The organism is Bacillus sp. FSL R5-0576, assembly GCF_038004765.1.
Classification (GTDB): Bacteria; Bacillota; Bacilli; order Bacillales; family Bacillaceae; genus Bacillus; species Bacillus subtilis.
The window spans coordinates 2,746,505-2,767,019 of the sequence record NZ_JBBORU010000001.1 but is presented as its reverse complement, the minus strand read 5'-3'; the positions used below and the strand labels follow the sequence as shown (position 1 = coordinate 2,767,019).

Sequence of the window (20,515 nt, the reverse complement as noted above, 5' to 3'; positions counted from 1 at the left end):
TTTTACTTTGTTCTTTGCTGTTCAGAACGTATCGCATATAATGCTTTGCTGACAGTTTGGGCATTTTTTTCTGTGATTTCAGGCTTGCGGGGAATCGGAGGATATAAATCAGCCGGATCGCTCCAGCTCGACGGAAGGGCTACGGGGCATTGTTTTTGCCATTTAGCAATCCATTCCGGCGGGATCTCGTGTCCCGGGTCAATTCCCTTCATTTCAAGCCATATTCTGGCCCAGGCGCGGGGCACGACACGCCAAATATCATATCCGCCGCCTCCGACTGCAATCCATTTCCCTCCGCAATATTGATGAGCCAAAGTGTGTGCAAGACGGGGGATTTCTTCGTATATATTGATTGTTGCTGATAAATGCGTCAGCGGGTCGTAGTAATGGGCATCGGCGCCGTTTTGGCTGATAATGACATCGGGCTTGAAATAAGCGGCGACTTCTGAAGCTGCTGTCCGGTAAGCCTCAAGAAAAGAATCATCCTCTGTAAAAGCGTCAAGCGGGATATTAAAGGAATAGCCATATCCTTTTCCGCTGCCTTTTTCTTGGATCTGACCGGTTCCAGGGAATAAATACCTTCCTGTTTCATGAATGGACAGCGTGCATACGTCAGGATTATCGTAAAAGGTAAATTGCACACCGTCCCCGTGGTGGGCGTCGGTATCAATATAAAGTACCCTGGATCTGTATTTTTTCTGGATATATTGAATCGCCACAGCGCTGTCATTATATATGCAAAACCCTGAAGCTCTCCCGCGAAAGCCGTGATGAAGCCCTCCGCCAAGGTTTGCCGCATGCAGGGCTTGTCCTGACATGACCCAGTCTGCGGCCGTTAAAGTGCCGCCGACCAAGAGTGATGCCGCTTCGTGCATGCCGGCAAAGACGGGTGTGTCTTCAGTGCCGAGCCCGTAGCTTTCTCCTTCTTCAGCGGGAAGCTTTCCGGCGCCCGCAAGCTTTACGGCCTGAATGTAATCGTCCGTGTGGACAAGGGAAAGCTCCTCTTCTGAAGCGAGTCTGGGGGTGACAATGTCTCCATCATCAAAGGCATTGATCGTCTTAAGCAAATCATATGTTAACAGAACCCGCTGCTGATTAAAGGGATGCTCCTGATGAAACATATAGGTTTGGTAGGATGGAGAATAGATAAATACACTGTCTCTCATAGCAGGTCCCTTTGCTCTGACGGCCATACGACGTGGTGTCCATTTCTTTGTAATGCCTGCAAAAACGGCAGCGGATTCATCGTTTTTACACGGAAGACAAGCACTTTTACACCGGGATCGTCATGCGGATAAACAAGCACGCTTAATATTTTCACTTGAAGGTCTTGGCAAAGACTGCTGATCTCAGCGAGGCTTTTGGTGATGTCGTTTACTTTTATCTCAATTTGCGATCCCGGCTGGTCAGCGCCTGTCAATTTGACAAACGTCCGCAGCAAATCGGTTTTTGTTAAAATGCCTATTAATTTTTGATGGTGTACCACTGGAAGGCAGCCGATGCCATGCTCGTAGAACACGGCTGATATTTCTTCGACAAAATCTAACGGATGGGCGCAGACAACATCCTTTTTCATAATTGAATCTACGCTTCGTGTGAGAAATAGGCTTCGTTTGTTTTCTTCAAAAATACTCGGGCTGGCCTGTTTCATGTCTCTGTCTGTAATCATGCCGATCACGTGTCGTTCTTCATCTACAACAGGCAGATGCCTGATATGGAATTCCTTCAGTTTGCATATTGCTTGTTCAAGCGTATCCGTCTTCGTTAATGTAATGACATCTCTTTTCATGATTTGCTCAACAATCATTATTTTTTCCCCTTTGCCAGTGTCAGTTAATACATATAACGATGATAAAAACGGAGCCTGTCAAATTGCTCAATTGATTCTTGGCTGACGTTTTTTCCAATGCGGGCCATCAGACAGTTTGCAGGGTGGGAGCTGATCTCCGGCTCATCCGTTGCAAACCAGACCAATCCGCCTGCATTCATCATCTTTTCCATGATCTTTCTGTATTCCCACACATCTTTTTTCATCCCTTTTAAATCCCAATGCCAGTAATATTCTGTCGTCATCACAATGTAGTTTTCCATTTGTTCATCCATCATGCTGACGGTCAGGAGCGTCTTTCCGACAGCGCATCCCCGATAGTCCGGCGCTACTTCGATGGCTCCGAGCTCAATCAAATCCTCCATATTTCCTTCAGACCATCTTTCGAGCGGGTCAGGATATAAATACGTGACATAGCCGACAATGGTTCGGCCGTCTCTGGCAATAATAATGCGCCCTTCGGGAAGGCCTGCAATGTCGACTAGCGCTTCATGCTGCTCGCGAGGCGGGCGAAATGCGGTTAAATCTTTATGAAACTCATAACCTGCCAAATCCTCTGGAGAGACAGGCCCTTCTATCAGTAAAGAGCCGGTTGCTGTTTTGATGTTTGCTGAATGGTATGTTTTATGATGTTCCACTAATTCACCGTCCCATCAATTCTTATCAAAAATACATGCCTTCTTTAAGAATACCAAATTATAAAGCGTTTTCAACATGGTTTATATTTTAAAAATTGAGAAGAATATGAATATATACTATAATAATTGTGACAACTTCAGCAAAGGGGGATGTTTGGGCATGAATTTGAAAGCGTTACCAGCAATAGAGGGGGATCATAACTTAAAAAACTATGAAGAAACGTACCGGCATTTTGATTGGGCCGAGGCAGAGAAACATTTCTCTTGGCATGAGACAGGGAAACTGAATGCGGCGTATGAAGCGATTGACCGCCATGCCGAATCGTTTCGAAAAAACAAAGTAGCGCTTTATTATAAAGACGCAAAAAGGGATGAAAAATACACATTTAAAGAAATGAAGGAAGAATCAAACAGAGCCGGGAATGTGCTGAGACGGTATGGAAATGTGGAAAAAGGGGACCGCGTTTTTATTTTTATGCCGAGATCACCCGAGCTTTATTTTATTATGCTTGGCGCAATCAAAATTGGCGCCATCGCCGGGCCGCTGTTCGAAGCATTTATGGAGGGAGCGGTGAAAGATCGGCTTGAAAACAGTGAGGCAAAGGTTGTTGTCACAACACCTGAGCTGCTGGAGAGAATACCGGTAGACAAACTGCCTCACTTGCAGCATGTCTTCGTAGTCGGGGGAGAGGCTGAGAGCGGCACGAATATCATCAATTATGATGAAGCAGCGAAACAGGAAAGCACAAGACTGGATATCGAATGGATGGATAAAAAAGACGGCTTTCTGCTTCACTATACATCAGGTTCCACTGGTACGCCAAAGGGCGTGCTGCATGTCCATGAAGCGATGATTCAGCAATATCAAACAGGAAAGTGGGTCCTTGATTTAAAGGAAGAAGACATTTATTGGTGCACGGCTGATCCAGGCTGGGTGACAGGTACGGTATACGGCATTTTTGCACCGTGGCTGAACGGAGCGACAAATGTCATCGTCGGCGGACGTTTCAGCCCGGAAAGCTGGTATGGTACGATTGAACAGCTTGGCGTCAATGTCTGGTACAGCGCGCCGACCGCTTTTCGGATGCTGATGGGAGCGGGAGATGAAATGGCTGCGAAATATGATCTAACTTCACTCCGGCATGTGCTCAGTGTCGGTGAGCCGCTAAATCCGGAAGTCATCAGATGGGGACATAAAGTTTTTAACAAACGAATTCATGATACATGGTGGATGACAGAAACGGGCAGTCAGCTTATCTGCAACTATCCTTGCATGGATATTAAACCGGGTTCAATGGGTAAGCCGATTCCAGGAGTGGAGGCAGCGATCGTTGACAATCAAGGCAACGAGCTTCCGCCGTACCGAATGGGCAATCTCGCCATCAAAAAGGGCTGGCCTTCCATGATGCATACCATTTGGAATAACCCTGAAAAGTATGAATCGTATTTCATGCCGGGCGGCTGGTATGTGTCTGGGGATTCTGCTTACATGGATGAAGAGGGATACTTTTGGTTCCAAGGCAGAGTTGATGACGTCATCATGACCTCCGGTGAGCGCGTCGGCCCATTTGAAGTGGAAAGCAAGCTTGTCGAACATCCGGCTATTGCAGAAGCAGGCGTAATCGGAAAGCCTGACCCGGTGCGTGGAGAAATCATTAAAGCTTTTATTGCACTCAGGGAAGGATTTGAGCCGTCTGATAAACTGAAAGAAGAGATCCGCCTATTTGTAAAGCAGGGTCTTGCAGCCCATGCGGCTCCGCGTGAGATCGAATTTAAAGATAAGCTTCCGAAAACCCGAAGCGGAAAGATCATGAGGCGCGTGCTGAAGGCATGGGAGCTTAATCTGCCGGCTGGAGATCTGTCAACAATGGAGGATTAAAAGGCGGCGTTGACACAGGATTTTATTTATGTTAAAAATGATATAGCTTCATATGAAAAGGTAAAGATTGAGACAAGTAGAATATCCTTACGTTCCAGAGAGCTGATGGCCGGTGAAAATCAGCACAGACGGATATATCGAATACACTCATGAACCGCTTTTGCAAACAAAGCCGGCCAGGCTTTCAGTAGTGAAAGAACGGACCTGATCCGTTATCAGGCAAAGTGATAAGACGAATGTTTGCATTCTCTTATTAGTAGGGTGGTACCGCGATAATCAATCGTCCCTTCGTGTAAACGAAGGGGCGTTTTTTATTTTAATCAAAAAAGGAGCTTTATCTTATGACTAACTTACTTGAAGACTTATCCTTCCGCGGATTGATTCAGCAAATGACAGATGAAGAAGGATTAAATAAACAGCTGAATGAAGAAAAAATCCGCTTGTACTCAGGCTTTGACCCGACAGCAGACAGCTTGCATATCGGACACCTGCTGCCTATTTTAACACTTCGCCGTTTTCAGCTTGCAGGGCATCATCCGATTGCGCTTGTGGGCGGCGCGACGGGCCTCATCGGTGATCCAAGCGGAAAAAAAGCAGAGCGTACATTAAACACTGCTGACATCGTATCCGAATGGTCCCAAAAAATCAAAAACCAGCTGTCCAGATTTCTAGATTTTGAAGCAGCAGAAAACCCAGCTGTCATCGCGAACAACTTTGACTGGATCGGCAAAATGAATGTGATCGATTTCCTTCGTGACGTTGGTAAAAATTTCGGCATCAATTACATGCTGGCAAAAGATACGGTCAGCTCAAGAATTGAATCCGGCATCTCGTACACGGAATTCAGCTACATGATTCTTCAATCTTATGATTTCTTAAATCTTTACAGAGACAAAAACTGTAAACTGCAAATCGGCGGAAGCGATCAGTGGGGCAACATCACAGCGGGTCTTGAACTGATCAGAAAATCAGAAGAAGAAGGAGCAAAAGCGTTCGGCCTAACGATTCCGCTTGTCACAAAAGCAGACGGCACGAAGTTCGGAAAAACGGAAGGCGGCGCGATCTGGCTTGATAAAGAAAAAACATCGCCATATGAATTCTATCAATTCTGGATCAACACAGACGACCGTGACGTTGTCAAATACTTGAAATACTTTACGTTCCTTTCAAAAGAGGAAATTGAAGCGTACGCTGAAAAAACAGAAACGGCGCCAGAAAAACGTGAAGCGCAAAAACGCCTGGCAGAAGAAGTGACATCACTTGTTCACGGACGCGAGGCGCTGGAGCAAGCCATAAACATCTCCCAAGCGCTGTTCAGCGGCAATATTAAAGAGCTTTCCGCTCAAGACGTAAAAGTAGGCTTTAAAGATGTTCCTTCTATGGAAGTTGACAGCACCCAAGAGCTTTCACTTGTAGATGTGTTGGTGCAATCTAAATTATCTCCTTCTAAACGCCAAGCGCGTGAAGACATTCAAAACGGAGCTGTTTACATTAACGGTGAACGACAGACGGAAATAAATTATACCCTATCAGGTGAAGACCGTATCGAAAACCAATTTACTGTTCTGCGCCGCGGGAAGAAAAAATACTTCCTTGTGACGTATAAATAAGAAAAAGATCCTTTGCCACTGAAGGCAAAGGATCTTTTTGTTTACCGCATAGGAATGAAAGGAAAAGAGTATATTAGATAGGGCAAACACGACCAATCAACACCTTTTAAATGAAAGGAGCGCTAAAGCGTGAATCTCATGTGTACGATTGCAAAAGAACGGCTGCAGCAGGATTACTGGGAGCAGCAGGCGCAGGATAGTGTTGGCCAGCAAGAGGCAAAAGACAAAATAGACGATAAAAAAACCCCGACCGCATAGCGGCAGGGGTTTTTAAAACGATTAACGAGAGTAGAACTCAACGATAAGCGCTTCGTTAATTTCCGGAGCAAGTTCAGAACGCTCAGGAAGACGAGTGAAAGTACCTTCAAGCTTTTCAGCGTCGAAAGTAAGGTATTCAGGAACGAAGTTGTTTACTTCAACAGATTCTTTGATGATAGAAAGGTTTCTTGATTTTTCACGAACACCGATTGTTTGACCAGGTTTTACTTGGTAAGACGGGATGTCAACGCGGCTTCCGTCTACAAGAATGTGACCGTGGTTAACCAATTGGCGAGCTTGACGGCGAGTACGTGCTAAACCTAGCTTGTACACAACGTTATCAAGACGAGAATCTAAAAGAATCATGAAGTTTTCACCGTGTTTACCAGCTAGTTTGCCAGCTTTGTCAAACAAAGTGCGGAATTGACGTTCGTTTACACCGTACATGTGACGAAGCTTTTGCTTTTCTTGCAATTGCAAACCGTATTCTGATAATTTTTTACGTTGTCCTGGGCCGTGTGGACCTGGAGCGTAAGGGCGTTTTTCTAATTCTTTTCCTGTACCGCTAAGAGAGATTCCTAGACGGCGGGACAGTTTCCAAGATGGACCTGTATAGCGAGCCATAATGTGACTCCTCCTTTGGTTTTATTTTTGTGGAAAATAAAAACCGTCTGCTCTATTCGACCATGCACATTTTGTTTTCATGTATCCTCGCTCCAGCAGCAGAGAGTTACACGATACACCTTATTGATAAGGAACAAAATGAAAACATAGAAGCTGAACAAAAAGGCTGCAATATTTCACACAAAGGTCATTATATAATTTATTTGTTTTGAAGTCAACCATTCCTCCATTATTGCTTCACCGTTTATGATATAATAAACAAAAATTAGTGGTAAACTTTTAGGTGATAAAAACATGGTAGAACAAACTAAAGATCAATTATCCGCCTTTCATTATCATATGCTCGATTTTTTATTAACCAAATCTGAAAAAGTCACATTCACCGACTCTTTAATATGGCTGACTTCGGCTATTCAAACCTATTTTTCAACCCTTTGTGTTTCGCTTACACCGTCACCATCAGACTTTGTGACAAAACTGGCAGATGGTGAAGCGCGTTTTTCCGCTTCAAAAATAAACGCTTCATGTTATCTGATTGAGGACGGCTCTGGCAGGCGTTTCCATCTTGCATGCAGGCAGGATGAAGAGATTCCTGAAGGGCTTCCGAACGTGGTTGCTTCATTTTTAAACCAGTCGATGAAACAGGAAAGACTCTATAACAAAACGATCTACCAAAAAAAGATATACAAAATGACAGAGCTGTTCCATTCACTGCTTGATCAGACAGATGTGCTGAAGCAGCTTTTAGAAAGCTTGACCAGCACATTTTCTCTTTTTGAGTTTTCTTTATTTATATCGCACGATCAAGACCAATGTTTAGGGATACCTGCAAAAGAGCTGTATATGGAAGGGGAAAAATCCGATTCCTTTGCGCTCAAAGTGTATTTGTCCGGAGACATTTTGCGGAAAAATGAATCTGCCGCCTATATTCCGATCAAAGGACAGCAGGGCACATACGGGGTGTTGAAGGCTGAGGGAATGGGTGACAGCTTTCTTGCTGATGCCTGCCTTGATGAAATGTCGCTGTTAGCAAACGCGGCGGGAAAAGCGTTTGAAAATGCCCAGCTCTACGAACAATCCAAAGCAAGCATCGCAAATTTGGAATTGATCAATGAAACATCACGCCGCCTGAATCAGCGGCTGACACTGACTGATACAATGAATGATCTGGCTGTGAGAATGGCAGAATCGTTTCAGGCAGAAGAAGTGGGATTTTTTCATATAGACCATTTTGAAAACCTAACATTGCTTCCAGGCAGCACAGCATTTTTTAAAGAAGCGAAGCCGTCAGATTTTTATAATGAGCTGAAAGAAAAGCTGTATGAAGGTGAAAAAGGGGTTTTCATCGGGAATGGCCAGTCTGTTTTTGGGAAGGCGGGGTACGGCTCGCTGATGGCTGCTCCGATGATTCAAAACGACCGGCTTTTAGGCTTTGCGGTTTTATTGAAACAGGAGCTGTACGCTTTTACATTTGAAATGTACAAGCTGTTTCAGGCGCTGATTCATCACGCGACACTGGCTGTAACCAATTCAATGCTTCGCGACCGCCTTGAGCATCTCGTGAAAACAGATCAGCTGACTGAACTGTATTCACGAGCGTATTTAGATGAAAAAATTCAATACAGCATGAAAATCCACCAAAAGGGTGTTTTTATTCTTGTTGATATTGATAATTTTAAAAATGTAAATGATACGTACGGCCATCAGACTGGAGACGAGATTTTAATTCAAGTCGCTTCAGTGATTAAAAGCAACATCCGAAAGCATGATGTCGGTGCCCGCTGGGGAGGAGAGGAGCTGGCGATTTATTTGCCAAATGTGCCGGTTGCAGTGGGGAAACGGATTACCGAGCGGCTGGTTTACGCGGTCAGAAAAAATACGAAACCCGAGGTAACCATTTCCTGCGGTATCTCCTGCTGGACGACAGAAACAAAAAAGTCGCTGAAAGAGCTTGTGCATGAGGCAGACGAAGCGCTCTACAGCGCGAAACGGAGCGGGAAAAACCGCTTGATGGTTCATGACTCAATAAAATAAAAAAAGCCCAAAACGATATCAGTTTTGGGCTTTTATATTACTGCGCTAACGCTTTTTCTAGCGTTTCGGCAAATTGAGTTAAGTATTTTTCATCAATTTCGTCGAAACGGTTTTTCACTGGGCTGTCGATGTCCAAGACGCCGACAATTTTTCCGTCTACACGAATCGGAAGCACAATTTCTGATTGGGACGCTGCATCGCAGGCGATATGTCCAGGAAACGCGTTTACATCCTCAACACGTTCCACTTTTCCGTTTGCGTACGCTGTGCCGCAAACCCCTCTGCCGAAAGGAATCCGAACACATGCCGGGAGGCCTTGGAACGGACCTAACACAAGCTGTCCATCCTCTTCTTTGGCAAAATAGAAACCCGCCCAGTTGACTTCAGGCAGCGAATGATACAGCAGTGCTGAGGCATTTGCATAGTTAGCTATTTGGTCTGTTTCGTCTTCGGTCATGGCTTCGAGCTGTTTTAGCAGAAGCTGATAGTCTTTTTCTTTATCTCCAGATTGTTTTTCGACATGGAACATGGAAAACCCTCACTTTTTCTATAATATAAAACAAAGTTCCGGCTTTTCTGCCGGCATTTGTCGATAAGTTCTTACAGGAACAGCGGCTTTCTGCTTGAATAGTATCAAGAGGAAGGAGTGAGCCGTATGAAAGTAAGCACCAAAGACAAAATTATTGAATCTGCTGTCATGCTTTTTAACCAAAAAGGATTTTCTGGCACGTCTGTCCGTGAAATCGCAAAGTCAGCTGATGTAAATGTTGCGCACATCTCCTACTATTTTAAAGGCAAAGGAGGCTTGATGGAACACTTAGTTTCAGAGTTTTACGAGGGCTACAGCAAAACGCTTGAAACAGCGGCAAGCAATATCTCTTCTCAAAGCACGCAGGAACAGCTTCTTCAATTGGTTTTCGATATTTTATCCTATCAGCATAATCATCGTCAATTAACTCGTTTTGTCTACCGGGAAGTCACAATTGACTCCACATTAATCAGGGAAATTATGTCGACATATCTAATGAAGGAAAAGTATATCTTCCAGCTGATCATTGAGGAAGGAGAAAAACAGCGTGAATATTTAACGCTGCCGCTGCCTCATTTTATTCTCCAATTAAAATCTCTCTTGATGATGCCCTATCTCCAGCCTCAATATATTTCAGAAGTACTCTACATGCAGCCGCACGAGCCGTATTTTTATAAAATGTATTTTGAAGAAATCAAGATTTGGATCAGAAGCGTCTTCCGGACAGGAGACGTGGCGCTCACCAACTAGCACCGTTCCAAAAACGTCTCATACGCATATCCGACATCTCCCGCTTGATGGGCATCTGACCCAAACACAAGCGGGATCTTCTTTTGCTTCGCTTCATTCAGCATCCAATCCTCGATATAAATACCGCCAGCATAAGTTTTTCTTAAGCCGGAAGTATTGAAGTCGAGCTCCATTCCGTTTTCTTCAATGGCATTCAGGCACAGGGAAACGAGGCCGCGAATATGTTCTGACATGCTGTATGGAAACAGCTTGATGAATTTTTGGACGAGTGTGATGTGACCGACTCTTTTTGGCTTATAAACGCCGAGAGATGCTACAATGGAAGAATAGATACTCCGGTAATATTGTTCATATACCGCTTCAATGCTTCCGCAGGCTGAAATCAGCTCTTTGAAGGTATGCTCGTCATAATCAAGGCATAGATAGGAAGAGTCTGTGCGCAAAAAATGAACGGATAAGATGCTGTCATCTAAATATGGCCCGTATGTGTCTAGGAATAATGTAATTTCGTCTTCAAATTCAGCGATATAATCGACTTCAAGCCCTGTCCGTATGCTAAGCTGTCCGCGATATTCTTTTTTTAATCCGGAAATTTCATGAATATAGCGTTCCAAAGAAGCTTGCGCCATCGCGCTGTCTTTCAGCGGCGTGGGATCGGTAAAAGAGGGCGGCAATGGGGCGTGTTCGGTAAAAGTAATCGATTCGAACCCTTTTTTTAAGGCTTCTTCTGCATATTGTCTGAGTGTGTCATTGGAGCCGTGAGGGCAAAATGGTGTGTGAATATGTCCGTCTCGCTTTTGCATTGATGTCACCCCATGAAAAAATAGTCAAATCCTGCCGATTTTGCACAAAAAGTTTTTGATTTCTGGTCAAAAAATGTTTGTTACATGGTATCATAATAACAATGAAAACGACAGTTTTTCTCAATACATATCCTGAAATCTTTCTGAATAAATAAAACACCCTGACAGATTAAGGTAAACAGCAAGGGGGCTCATTATGGAGTTTGTCATTGGATTATTAATTGTACTGCTTGCGCTGTTTGCGGCAGGCTACTTTTTCAGGAAAAAAATCTACGCCGAAATCGACCGGCTGGAATCGTGGAAGATTGAAATTCTGAATCGGTCGATCGTGGAAGAAATGTCTAAAATAAAACATTTAAAAATGACGGGTCAGACAGAAGAGTTCTTTGAGAAGTGGCGTGAAGAATGGGATGAGATTGTCACAGCCCACATGCCGAAAGTTGAAGAGCTCCTTTATGATGCCGAGGAAAATGCAGACAAATACCGGTTTAAAAAGGCCAATCAAGTGCTCGTTCATATCGACGACCTGCTGACAGCGGCTGAATCAAGCATTGAAAAGATTCTTCGGGAAATCAGCGATCTTGTCACAAGTGAGGAAAAGAGCCGTGAAGAGATTGAACAGGTGAGGGAGCGCTATTCGAAATCTCGAAAAAACCTGCTGGCTTACAGCCACCTTTACGGGGAGCTTTATGACAGCCTTGAAAAGGATCTGGACGAAATTTGGAGCGGCATCAAACAATTTGAAGAAGAAACAGAAGGCGGAAACTATATTACTGCACGAAAAGTACTGCTTGAGCAGGACCGCAATCTTGAACGGCTTCAGTCATACATAGATGATGTGCCGAAGCTGTTAGCTGACTGTAAACAGACGGTGCCCGGACAGATTGCAAAGCTCAAGGATGGCTATGGCGAAATGAAAGAAAAAGGGTACAAGCTTGAGCATATCCAGCTTGATAAGGAATTAGAAAATCTGTCAAACCAGCTGAAACGAGCGGAACATGTCCTGATGACTGAGCTGGATATTGATGAAGCGTCCGCAATCCTGCAGCTCATTGACGAAAATATTCAATCTGTTTATCAGCAGCTGGAGGGCGAAGTTGAAGCCGGTCAATCCGTACTAAGCAAAATGCCTGAATTGATTATTGCTTACGACAAGCTTAAAGAAGAGAAAGAGCATACGAAGGCGGAAACTGAGCTGGTGAAGGAAAGCTACAGGCTGACAGCCGGTGAGCTCGGCAAACAGCAGGCTTTTGAAAAGCGCCTTGATGAAATTGGAAAGCTGCTATCATCCGTTAAAGATAAGCTTGATGCAGAGCATGTCGCTTACTCACTTTTAGTAGAAGAAGTTGCTTCAATAGAGAAGCAAATTGAAGAAGTGAAAAAAGAGCATGCCGAGTATCGTGAAAATCTGCAAGCGCTGAGAAAAGAAGAGCTTCAGGCGAGGGAGACGCTCAGCAATTTGAAAAAAACAATTTCTGAGACAGCTAGACTGCTGAAGACTAGCAACATTCCAGGCATTCCGAGCCATATTCAAGAGATGCTGGAGAACGCGCATCATCATATTCAAGAAACAGTCAATCAACTAAACGAACTTCCATTAAATATGGAAGAAGCCGGAGCCCATTTGAAACAAGCAGAAGAAATCGTCAACAGGGCAAGCCGGGAATCAGAGGAACTTGTCGAGCAGGTCATCCTCATTGAAAAAATCATTCAGTTCGGAAACCGGTTCAGAAGCCAGAATCATATTTTATCTGAACAGCTGAAAGAAGCGGAAAGACGTTTTTATGCTTTTGATTATGACGACTCTTATGAAATTGCAGCTGCCGCTGTAGAAAAGGCTGCGCCAGGTGCAGTTGAAAAAATCAAAGCAGACATATCCGCTTAGATAATCACGACTATGAAAAAGAGCCCGCAGTGTAATGAGCAGGCTCTTTTTTTCATTACAAAACGCCTGCGCAATAACGCAGGCGTTCTGTGACATTAACTTATTTCATTAAGCTGTTTGGATGGTCCGATGAATAAGGTAAGCACATAGCCGATAACCGCTCCGACGATTCCTGGAAGCACCCAGCCGATGCCGAGGCTGTAAAGAGGAAGATTCGCATTTAGAAACACATCTAAAGATCCAAGTGAAAAACCGGCTGCTTTGATACCGTCTAAAATACTGAAAAGTCCTGTACCGATCAAGCAAGCGATGTACACTTCGCGTCTTTCTTTAAAGATCTTATCGATGAAGGAAAGAACGATAATGACAATGGCAAGTGGATAGATAGCTGATAAAATAGGAACAGAAAACGCGATAATTTGCGCGAGTCCGAAATTCGCAATGATCAAGCTGAATAACGTGACAATCGTAACGACAATTTTATATGATAATGCCGGAATAAGTTTTGAAAAATATTGGCCGCAAGATGTGACAAGGCCGATGCTTGTTGTTAAACATGCGACTGTAATCGCTGCTCCGAGTACGATGTTGCCCAATGAACCAAATAAATAATGGGAAGACGCAGATAAAATTTTAGCTCCTTCACCAACAGGACCGATGGCATTTGTGCTTGTTGCACCTAAATAAGCAAGGGATACATAAATGAAAGTCAGCCCTAAAGCGGCAATCACACCTGCTTTAATGCAGGCTGCAGCAAGAGCTTTAGACTGTGTAACGCCTTTGCTTTTTACAGCATTTACAACGACAACGCCAAATACAATTGAAGCAAGTGCGTCCATTGTTTTATAGCCTTCTAAAAATCCTTTAAAAACCGGTGTTCCTTTATATGCTTCTGTCACGGCGCCCAATCCGCCCATCGGTGTGAAGATGGCTTTGAGAACAATGATTAAAATAATTGTGAATTTGATGGGAGTCAGAATTTTTCCGACTCGATCGACAACCTTGGATGGGTTTAACGCTAAATAGTACGTAACGCCGAAAAAGATAAGTGTAAATATTAATAAAGAAAGTCTTTCTGGTACGCCAGTCAAAAACGGAACAGCGCCAATTTCATATGAAACAGTTCCTGTTCTCGGGATGGCGAATAATGGTCCGATTGATAAATAAAGCACGACAGTAAAGATTGTGCCGAAAACAGGGTGCGCTTTGTCAGCAAGGCCTTTAGCGTCCTTACCGGTTAATGCGATGGCGATAATGCCGAGAAGCGGCAGGCCTACCCCTGTCAGTAAAAATCCGCCGATGGCCTTCCAGACGTTGTGTCCGGCTGCTTGTCCAAGTTCCGGCGGATAGATCATATTTCCTGCTCCAAAGAATAACGCAAATAGCATGAAACCAATAATAATGGTATCTTTGACAGGCAGTGAGTGTTTCATGAAAAAAATCCTCCTAATAATTATGTTAAAATATTCTGTCAATTAATTGTCAGATAATATGACGAAACGAACAAATCTTATTATATGGTAAAAAAATTAGAAGTCAATACTAGTTTTTCGTAATTTTCTATTAAATTTTGTTATGGTAACATAAATATCATACCTTGTACCGCTTTCATAAAGGAGTAAAAAAGATGATATATTTAGATAATAGTTCAACGACGAAGCCTTACGATGAAGTCTTGAACGTGTATGAACAGACAAGCAGCCGATACTTTGGCAATCCTTCATCTTTGCACCGATATGGAGCCGAAACGGAACAGCTGCTTCAAGCAGCCAAAAATCAAATCAAAAGGTCCTTAGGCCTAAAAAAATATGATATTGTATTTACGTCAGGCGCCACAGAAGCCAATAATGCGGCTTTAAAAGGAGCGGCTTTGTCAAAGATAAAAACAGGCAAACATATCATTGCCACTTCTATTGAACATCCATCTGTTACGGAATCGTTAGAACAGCTGAAAGAGTTGTTCGGGTTTGATATCACTTATCTTTCTGTGAATGAAGACGGATTTGTTTCTATTGAAGAACTAAAAGCAGCCATCCGTCCCGATACTGTGCTTGTCAGCATGATGCATGTGAACAATGAAGTCGGTTCCGTGCAGCCGATTGAAGAGGCAGGAGAAGTGCTGAAAGAGCATTCGAACATTTTGTTTCACGTCGATTATGTGCAGGGCATCTATAAAGTGCCCTTGGCAATTGAAAAGGCCGGCATTGATCTATGTTCAATTTCGGGGCATAAATTTCACGGCCTAAAGGGGACAGGCGCACTTATTGTAAAAGAAGGAACACGCCTTATTCCGCTCATAACGGGAGGCTCTCAGCAAAAAGGCATACGGGCCGGAACAGAACATACTGCTGGTGCGGTTTCGCTTGCCAAGGCCATTAATCTGGCCTCTGCTGATTTTGACACACGGCTTGACACGATGACTGCCGCAAAGGAATTGTTTATGAAAAGGCTGAGTGAAATTGAGGGCGTCGTTATCAACACGCCTCAAATGAATAGCGCGCCGCACATTATTAATTTCTCTGTACCGGGGATTAAAGCGGAAGTGCTTTTACACATGCTTGAGGAACAGGATATTTTCGTCTCCACAACATCGGCTTGCTCGGCAAAAGAACATAAGCCCAGTAAAGTTCTCTTAGAGATGGGCAAAGGAGAGCAGATTGCCGGAAGCAGCATCAGAATCAGTTTAAATTACAGCCAGACAAGCGATGTGGCAGAACCGTTTATGAACGCGCTTCGTCCTGGTATCAAAAAATTAAGGGAAATGATGAGGTAGAACATGAATTACGATCATATATTAATTCGTTTTGGGGAAATTTCCACCAAAGGCAAAAACAGAAAAAGCTTTATTGAGCGCTTAAAACAAAACATCAGACTCGTTTTGAAAGACTATCCGAATTTAAAATACTTTTCCAACAGGGATCGTATGACGATTACATTAAATGGAGAGGATCCTGAGGCTCTTTTTCCTCATTTAAAGCAAGTGTTTGGGATTCAAAGCTTCAGCCTGGCAATTAAGTGTGACAGCCGCCTTGATGATATTAGGGCAACCGCACTAAAGGCTATCAAAGATCAATATAAACCAGGTGATACGTTTAAAGTCGCGACAAAGAGAGCGTATAAGCAATTTGAATTAGATACAAACCAGATGAACGCTGAAATCGGCGGCCATATTTTGCGAAATACAGAAGGATTGACGGTCGATGTTCGCAACCCAGACATCCCGCTCAGAATCGAAATCAGGGAAGAAGCAACATTTTTGACAATTCGTGATGAAAAAGGTGCAGGCGGGCTGCCAGTTGGTTCAGCAGGAAAAGCGATGCTGATGCTTTCTGGCGGTTTTGACAGCCCTGTGGCCGGTTTTTATGCGATGAAACGGGGACTGTCGGTAGAAGCTGTTCATTTCTTCAGCCCGCCATACACGAGTGAGCGCGCAAAGCAAAAGGTAATGGATCTGGCGAAATGTCTGTCCCGTTTTGGGGGAAGCATGACACTTCATATTGTTCCATTTACAAAAACGCAAGAGCTCATCCAAAAACAAATTCCTGAAAATTACACAATGACGGCAACCCGCCGCCTCATGCTTCAGATCGCCGACAGAATCAGAGAAAAGAGAAACGGGCTTGCCATTATTACGGGAGAAAGCCTCGGTCAGGTAGCGAGCCAAACGCTTGAAAGCATGTATGCAATTAATGCGGTGACGTCAACACCGATTTTGCGTCCATTAATCGCCATGGACAAAACAGAAATCATCGAAAAATCACGGGAAATTGGCACATATGAGACAAGCATTCAGCCGTTTGAAGACTGCTGCACGATCTTTACACCGCCAAGCCCGAAAACACGCCCTAAAAAAGAGAAAATTGAACACTTTGAAAGCTTTGTTGATTTCGAGCCGTATATTCAAGAAGCGGTAGATAACATTGAGACAATGACCCTGTATAGCGAACAAGAAGCTAACGATAAATTCGCTGAACTCTTTTAAATTAATTTTCAGCTCCTGTATACAATTACCAAAGTTTTTCTGAATGAAGCCATGTGTTTTGACACATTCTATACTCACAAGGAGGTGAGACACATGGCTAACAATAACTCAGGTAACAGCAACAACCTTTTAGTACCAGGAGCTGCTCAAGCGATCGACCAAATGAAATTAGAAATCGCTTCTGAATTCGGTGTAAACCTTGGAGCAGACACAACTTCTCGCGCTAACGGTTCTGTTGGAGGAGAGATCACAAAACGTCTTGTATCTTTTGCTCAACAAAACATGGGCGGAGGACAATTCTAATTTACAATTTCACATAATGGCTTAGGAGTGGGGGTATCCCCACTCCTTTTCATTTTTTATATATAAAAAAGGACCAGCGGCCTATAAAATCTATGTTTACAGAGGTTGCTTTTAGGCATATCCTTACGGAAAGAGCCTGTATTTATGTATAATGGGTGGAGAAAGTGAGGAGTTGTTCGTGTTAAAACGTGAAGATTTAATTGCCCCTATGCAATATAATTTAGTGAATGAAATGGAAAAGTTCAGTGCCGCTGGACAAAAAACCGCTCTTCTGTGGGAGGACGAGTCGGGTAAGCAAGAATCTTGGTCGTATGAAAAGCTGATGGAAGAAACAAATAAAATCGGAGCGGCCTTAGCTGATCTTGGATTTAAAAAGGGAGACAAGCTGATTGTAATGGTTCCGCGGGTGCTTGAAGCCTATGCTGTTTATTTGGCTATCCTGAAATCAGGAATGGTTGTCATTCCGTGCTCCGAAATGCTTCGCGCGAAAGATCTTGAATACCGGATTGAACATGCAGAGGTAAAAGGCGCTATCGTCTACTCCGAATTTATTGGCGCTTTCCGGGATGTCAGTACGGCTGACAAACTGATTACACTGTCTATTGGTGAAAATGATGCCGGCTGGAAAAACCTCTTATCAATTGAAGCGGACGGAAGCCAATTTAAAACAGCTGACACAACAAGAGATGATATGGCTTTCTTATCTTATACATCCGGGACAACAGGTCAGCCGAAAGGTGTTGTACATACACATGGATGGGCATTTGCTCATTTAAAAACTTCTGCCGGCGCTTGGCTTGACATTTCTGAAAAGGATATCGTCTGGGCAACTGCTGCCCCTGGCTGGCAAAAGTGGGTATGGAGTCCGTTTTTAGCGGTGCTTGGCAGCGGAGCAACCGGTTTTGTGTACCACGGCAGATTCAAAGCAGAAAAATATCTAGAGCTTTTAAATCGCTACAAAATCAATGTTTTCTGCTGTACGCCGACAGAATACCGCTTAATGGCGAAGGTCGAGGGCTTGGACCGCTTTGATCTTTCTGCCCTGCACAGCGCTGTTTCCGCAGGCGAGCCGCTCAACCGTGAAGTCATTGATGTTTTCCAAAAGCACTTTGGCATTAAGGTACGGGACGGATATGGCCAAACAGAAAGCACGCTTTTGGTTGGTGTTTTGAAAGATACGCCTATTAAACCGGGAAGCATGGGAAAACCGACACCGGGAAATCAGGTGGAGATCATAAATGAAGACGGTGAAATCTGCAAACCTGGTGAGGTTGGCGATATCGCTGTTCACCTCAGTACGCCTGCGCTCTTTAAAGAGTATTTTAAAGATCCGGAAAGAATGAAAACACAAATTCGCGGCGATTATTTCCTAACGGGAGACAGAGCAAGAAAAGATGAGGAAGGTTACTTCTGGTTTGAAAGCCGAAATGACGATATTATTATCAGCTCCGGCTATACGATCGGGCCTTTCGAGGTGGAAGACGCGCTTGTTAAGCACCCAGAAGTAAAAGAATGTGCTGTTGTCGCAAGCCCTGATGAAATCAGAGGCTCCATCGTAAAGGCATATGTTGTCCTGCAAAATCATGAAAAACGCAGTGATGAGCTTGTCAAAATGCTGCAAAACCATGTGAAGACGATTACCGCTCCATACAAATATCCTAGAGAAATTGAATTTGTGGAAAGCCTGCCGAAAACGGCTTCTGCAAAAATCAGACGAGTGGAATTAAGAAAACGTGAAGAACAGCTCAAAGCCAATAAAAAGGCGTAAAGAAAGAGAGTGAACGTGAATGAAGGCGATATGGCACGGCGGTTTCATTTATACGATGCTCGAAGAAGGCGATCGGACTGAGGCAGTTTATGTTGAGGATGGTGTTATAAAAGGCACCGGCAGCTATGAACTTTTGAAGGAAAAGTACGGGTCACCGGAAACAGAAGAAATCAGCCTGAACGGTGCAGTGATGTTCCCCGGTTTTGTTGACAGCCACCTACATTTGATCGGCCACGGTGAGAAACAGCTTCAGCTCGATCTGTCCGCACTGACGTCGAAAGATGCAATTTTACAGGCTGCGAAGGAAAGAGAGCGGCAGCTTCCTAAAAACGATTGGCTCATTGGAGAGGGCTGGAATGAAAATCAGTTTGAGACACCTGACTACTTGACTAAGCATGATCTTGATCGCCTGTTTCCAGACAGACCCGTCTTGCTCAAGCGTATATGCCGGCATGCAATAGCTGTCAATTCTGCGGCTCTTCAAGCAGCGGGAATTTCAAGAAATACTCCTGACCCTGACGGCGGAGTCATCGTAAAAGATGCAAATGGAGAGCCGTCCGGACTCCTGTTTGATAAGGCGCAGGATTTGATTCTGAAGGCTGTCCCGCCAGTCTCTCAACACTATGTTGATGAGGCATTAACGGCTGCAATAAAGGATTGCTGGACAAAAGGCCTGACGGGCGGTCATTCGGAAGACTTGTCCTATTATGGTGATGTTTCGGTGCCGATGAAAGCTTATGAGAAAGCTGCCGCTGGCGGAAAGTATCCGTTTCGCTGCCATTTGCTCGTTCATCATGAAGCTGTCGATCGATGGGAGCAGCTGGAGAAGCTGTCCGGCCCGTATGTGGAGTTCGGTGCTATGAAAATCTTTACGGACGGGGCGCTTGGCGGGAGAACGGCTTTATTGAAAGAACCATATCAGGATGATCCATCAACAAATGGTGTTCAGGTTCACGATGACGAAACCCTTGGCCGGCTCATTCGCAAAGCGAGAGAAAAAGGGATGGAGGTTGCTGTTCATGCAATCGGCGATCTTGCTTTTGAAAAAGTGCTGAACGCAATAGAAAAGCATCCGCCCAAAAACGGCCGGCATGATCGGCTTATTCATGCTCAAGTGCTTGATAACGAATTAATCGAGAGAGCAGCACGCATGCCGATCGCACTTGACCTTCAGCCGCACTTCGTTGCAAGCGACTTTCCGTGGGTCATTGACCGTCTCGGAAAAGACCGGATGAAGACTGCATTTGCCTGGAAAACCCTCATATCTAAAGGCATTTTATGCGCGGGCGGTTCAGACGCCCCGATTGAGCCTGTTGATCCGCTTCTAGGGATCCAGTCCGCGGTCCTCCGGAAAAGCAGTCATGAGCAAAACGGGCCAAGCTATAATGAAAGTGAATGTTTACCTGTATATGAAGCGATAAAGCTTTATACAGAAGGTAGCGCCGGTATCATTTATAAAGAGAAGTCACGCGGAAAAATTGCGGAAGGCTATGACGCGGATTTTACAGTTCTCAGTGGTGATCCGTTTGCCATTGACCCCGCACAGCTTCATCTTTTAGAGATTAAAAAAACCGTGATTAACGGCCAGATTGTATATGAGAAATCATAAAAGGACAGGCAGCAG

The 20,515-nt window shown here is 44.2% G+C and carries 18 protein-coding genes and 1 other annotated feature; of the genes, 11 read left to right on the top strand and 7 right to left on the bottom strand.

Features of this window, described 5'->3' with window-relative positions; translation table 11 throughout:
* Positions 1-2: 2 nt before the first annotated feature.
* The 3 genes from NX903_RS14230 to acuA are packed head-to-tail and all read right to left on the bottom strand — an operon-like array spanning position 3 to position 2,466.
* Positions 3-1,166, bottom strand: a complete 1,164-nt coding sequence (locus tag NX903_RS14230) for an acetoin utilization protein AcuC (RefSeq protein WP_015714526.1) — start codon at positions 1,164-1,166, stop codon at positions 3-5.
* Positions 1,163-1,807 carry an acetoin utilization AcuB family protein gene (locus NX903_RS14225; RefSeq protein WP_086344203.1) on the bottom strand — a complete coding sequence of 215 codons (645 nt, stop codon included), beginning with the start codon at positions 1,805-1,807 and terminating at the stop codon, positions 1,163-1,165. Before NX903_RS14225 ends, NX903_RS14230 begins: the two co-directional genes overlap by 4 nt.
* Before the next feature lie 26 nt (positions 1,808-1,833).
* On the bottom strand, positions 1,834-2,466 hold the full coding sequence (gene acuA, locus NX903_RS14220) for an acetoin utilization protein acetyltransferase AcuA (protein ID WP_003229296.1): 633 nt from the start codon (positions 2,464-2,466) through the stop codon (positions 1,834-1,836).
* A 160-nt stretch (positions 2,467-2,626) separates the two neighbouring features.
* Here acuA and acsA point away from each other — a divergent pair, with 160 nt between their 5' ends.
* The 3 genes from acsA to sr7p all read left to right on the top strand — a co-directional run bounded on the left by acsA (position 2,627) and on the right by sr7p (position 6,213).
* Complete coding sequence (gene acsA, locus NX903_RS14215; RefSeq protein ID WP_004399030.1) at positions 2,627-4,345, top strand: acetate--CoA ligase; 1,719 nt, start codon at positions 2,627-2,629, stop codon at positions 4,343-4,345.
* Positions 4,346-4,399: 54 nt separating this feature from the next.
* Positions 4,400-4,636, top strand: a binding site (T-box leader).
* 50 nt (positions 4,637-4,686) lie between these two features.
* Positions 4,687-5,955 (top strand): tyrosine--tRNA ligase, encoded by a 1,269-nt coding sequence (gene tyrS / locus NX903_RS14210; protein WP_003229300.1) that lies wholly within the window; start codon positions 4,687-4,689, stop codon positions 5,953-5,955.
* Between the two features lie 129 nt (positions 5,956-6,084).
* Positions 6,085-6,213, top strand: coding sequence for a small protein SR7P (gene sr7p / locus NX903_RS14205; RefSeq protein WP_284690775.1), 129 nt, complete (start codon positions 6,085-6,087; stop codon positions 6,211-6,213).
* 21 nt (positions 6,214-6,234) lie between these two features.
* Here the strand turns inward: sr7p and rpsD are convergent, their stop codons facing one another.
* Positions 6,235-6,837, bottom strand: coding sequence for a 30S ribosomal protein S4 (gene rpsD, locus NX903_RS14200; protein ID WP_003223474.1), 603 nt, complete (start codon positions 6,835-6,837; stop codon positions 6,235-6,237).
* A 294-nt stretch (positions 6,838-7,131) separates the two neighbouring features.
* Between rpsD and NX903_RS14195 the strand changes: the two genes are divergently transcribed.
* Complete coding sequence (locus NX903_RS14195; RefSeq protein WP_086344202.1) at positions 7,132-8,871, top strand: diguanylate cyclase domain-containing protein; 1,740 nt, start codon at positions 7,132-7,134, stop codon at positions 8,869-8,871.
* 37 nt (positions 8,872-8,908) lie between these two features.
* On the opposite strand, the gene NX903_RS14190 is transcribed toward NX903_RS14195, so the two are convergent.
* Positions 8,909-9,400: a GAF domain-containing protein gene (locus NX903_RS14190; RefSeq protein WP_014477664.1), complete on the bottom strand. Its 492-nt coding sequence runs from the start codon at positions 9,398-9,400 to the stop codon at positions 8,909-8,911.
* A 126-nt stretch (positions 9,401-9,526) separates the two neighbouring features.
* Between NX903_RS14190 and refZ the strand changes: the two genes are divergently transcribed.
* Complete coding sequence (refZ, locus tag NX903_RS14185) at positions 9,527-10,150, top strand: transcriptional regulator RefZ (RefSeq protein WP_014477663.1); 624 nt, start codon at positions 9,527-9,529, stop codon at positions 10,148-10,150.
* Here the strand turns inward: refZ and hisJ are convergent.
* Entirely contained in the window at positions 10,147-10,953 is an 807-nt protein-coding gene (gene hisJ / locus NX903_RS14180; protein WP_029318252.1) for a histidinol-phosphatase HisJ, read from the bottom strand. The genes refZ and hisJ overlap by 4 nt on opposite strands.
* 196 nt (positions 10,954-11,149) lie before the next feature.
* On the opposite strand from hisJ, the gene ezrA reads away from it, so the two are divergent.
* Positions 11,150-12,838, top strand: a complete 1,689-nt coding sequence (gene ezrA, locus NX903_RS14175; RefSeq protein WP_014480561.1) for a septation ring formation regulator EzrA — start codon at positions 11,150-11,152, stop codon at positions 12,836-12,838.
* A 95-nt stretch (positions 12,839-12,933) separates the two neighbouring features.
* Here ezrA and brnQ read toward each other — a convergent pair whose 3' ends face one another.
* Positions 12,934-14,271 carry a branched-chain amino acid transport system II carrier protein gene (gene brnQ / locus NX903_RS14170; protein ID WP_003229322.1) on the bottom strand — a complete coding sequence of 446 codons (1,338 nt, stop codon included), beginning with the start codon at positions 14,269-14,271 and terminating at the stop codon, positions 12,934-12,936.
* A gap of 194 nt (positions 14,272-14,465) precedes the next feature.
* Here brnQ and NX903_RS14165 point away from each other — a divergent pair, with 194 nt between their 5' ends.
* From NX903_RS14165 to NX903_RS14145, 5 genes are all read left to right on the top strand, one after another.
* Positions 14,466-15,611: a cysteine desulfurase family protein gene (locus NX903_RS14165; RefSeq protein ID WP_086344201.1), complete on the top strand. Its 1,146-nt coding sequence runs from the start codon at positions 14,466-14,468 to the stop codon at positions 15,609-15,611.
* A 3-nt stretch (positions 15,612-15,614) separates the two neighbouring features.
* The gene (thiI, locus tag NX903_RS14160) at positions 15,615-16,820 is read left to right on the top strand and encodes a tRNA uracil 4-sulfurtransferase ThiI (protein ID WP_086344200.1); all 1,206 of its coding nucleotides are present in this window, start codon (positions 15,615-15,617) and stop codon (positions 16,818-16,820) included.
* A gap of 93 nt (positions 16,821-16,913) precedes the next feature.
* Complete coding sequence (sspA, locus tag NX903_RS14155; protein ID WP_003223491.1) at positions 16,914-17,123, top strand: alpha type acid-soluble spore protein SspA; 210 nt, start codon at positions 16,914-16,916, stop codon at positions 17,121-17,123.
* A gap of 178 nt (positions 17,124-17,301) precedes the next feature.
* The gene (gene mbcS / locus NX903_RS14150; RefSeq protein WP_015714519.1) at positions 17,302-18,891 is read left to right on the top strand and encodes an acyl-CoA synthetase MbcS; all 1,590 of its coding nucleotides are present in this window, start codon (positions 17,302-17,304) and stop codon (positions 18,889-18,891) included.
* A 19-nt stretch (positions 18,892-18,910) separates the two neighbouring features.
* Positions 18,911-20,500 (top strand): amidohydrolase, encoded by a 1,590-nt coding sequence (locus tag NX903_RS14145; protein ID WP_086344199.1) that lies wholly within the window; start codon positions 18,911-18,913, stop codon positions 20,498-20,500.
* The last annotated feature ends 15 nt before the right edge of the window (positions 20,501-20,515 follow it).

Excerpts from the sequence above, each read along its gene's own strand:
- hisJ (WP_029318252.1), bottom strand. The coding sequence starts at position 10,953 with ATGCAAAAGCGAGACGGACATATTCACACACCATTTTGCCCTCACGGC.
- rpsD (WP_003223474.1), bottom strand. The coding sequence starts at position 6,837 with ATGGCTCGCTATACAGGTCCATCTTGGAAACTGTCCCGCCGTCTAGGA.
- ezrA (WP_014480561.1), top strand. The coding sequence starts at position 11,150 with ATGGAGTTTGTCATTGGATTATTAATTGTACTGCTTGCGCTGTTTGCG.
- NX903_RS14145 (WP_086344199.1), top strand. The coding sequence starts at position 18,911 with ATGAAGGCGATATGGCACGGCGGTTTCATTTATACGATGCTCGAAGAA.
- NX903_RS14195 (WP_086344202.1), top strand. The coding sequence starts at position 7,132 with ATGGTAGAACAAACTAAAGATCAATTATCCGCCTTTCATTATCATATG.
- refZ (WP_014477663.1), top strand. The coding sequence starts at position 9,527 with ATGAAAGTAAGCACCAAAGACAAAATTATTGAATCTGCTGTCATGCTT.
- NX903_RS14225 (WP_086344203.1), bottom strand. The coding sequence starts at position 1,807 with ATGATTGTTGAGCAAATCATGAAAAGAGATGTCATTACATTAACGAAG.
- NX903_RS14165 (WP_086344201.1), top strand. The coding sequence starts at position 14,466 with ATGATATATTTAGATAATAGTTCAACGACGAAGCCTTACGATGAAGTC.
- sspA (WP_003223491.1), top strand. The coding sequence starts at position 16,914 with ATGGCTAACAATAACTCAGGTAACAGCAACAACCTTTTAGTACCAGGA.
- tyrS (WP_003229300.1), top strand. The coding sequence starts at position 4,687 with ATGACTAACTTACTTGAAGACTTATCCTTCCGCGGATTGATTCAGCAA.
- NX903_RS14190 (WP_014477664.1), bottom strand. The coding sequence starts at position 9,400 with ATGTTCCATGTCGAAAAACAATCTGGAGATAAAGAAAAAGACTATCAG.
- thiI (WP_086344200.1), top strand. The coding sequence starts at position 15,615 with ATGAATTACGATCATATATTAATTCGTTTTGGGGAAATTTCCACCAAA.
- NX903_RS14230 (WP_015714526.1), bottom strand. The coding sequence starts at position 1,166 with ATGAGAGACAGTGTATTTATCTATTCTCCATCCTACCAAACCTATATG.
- acsA (WP_004399030.1), top strand. The coding sequence starts at position 2,627 with ATGAATTTGAAAGCGTTACCAGCAATAGAGGGGGATCATAACTTAAAA.
- brnQ (WP_003229322.1), bottom strand. The coding sequence starts at position 14,271 with ATGAAACACTCACTGCCTGTCAAAGATACCATTATTATTGGTTTCATG.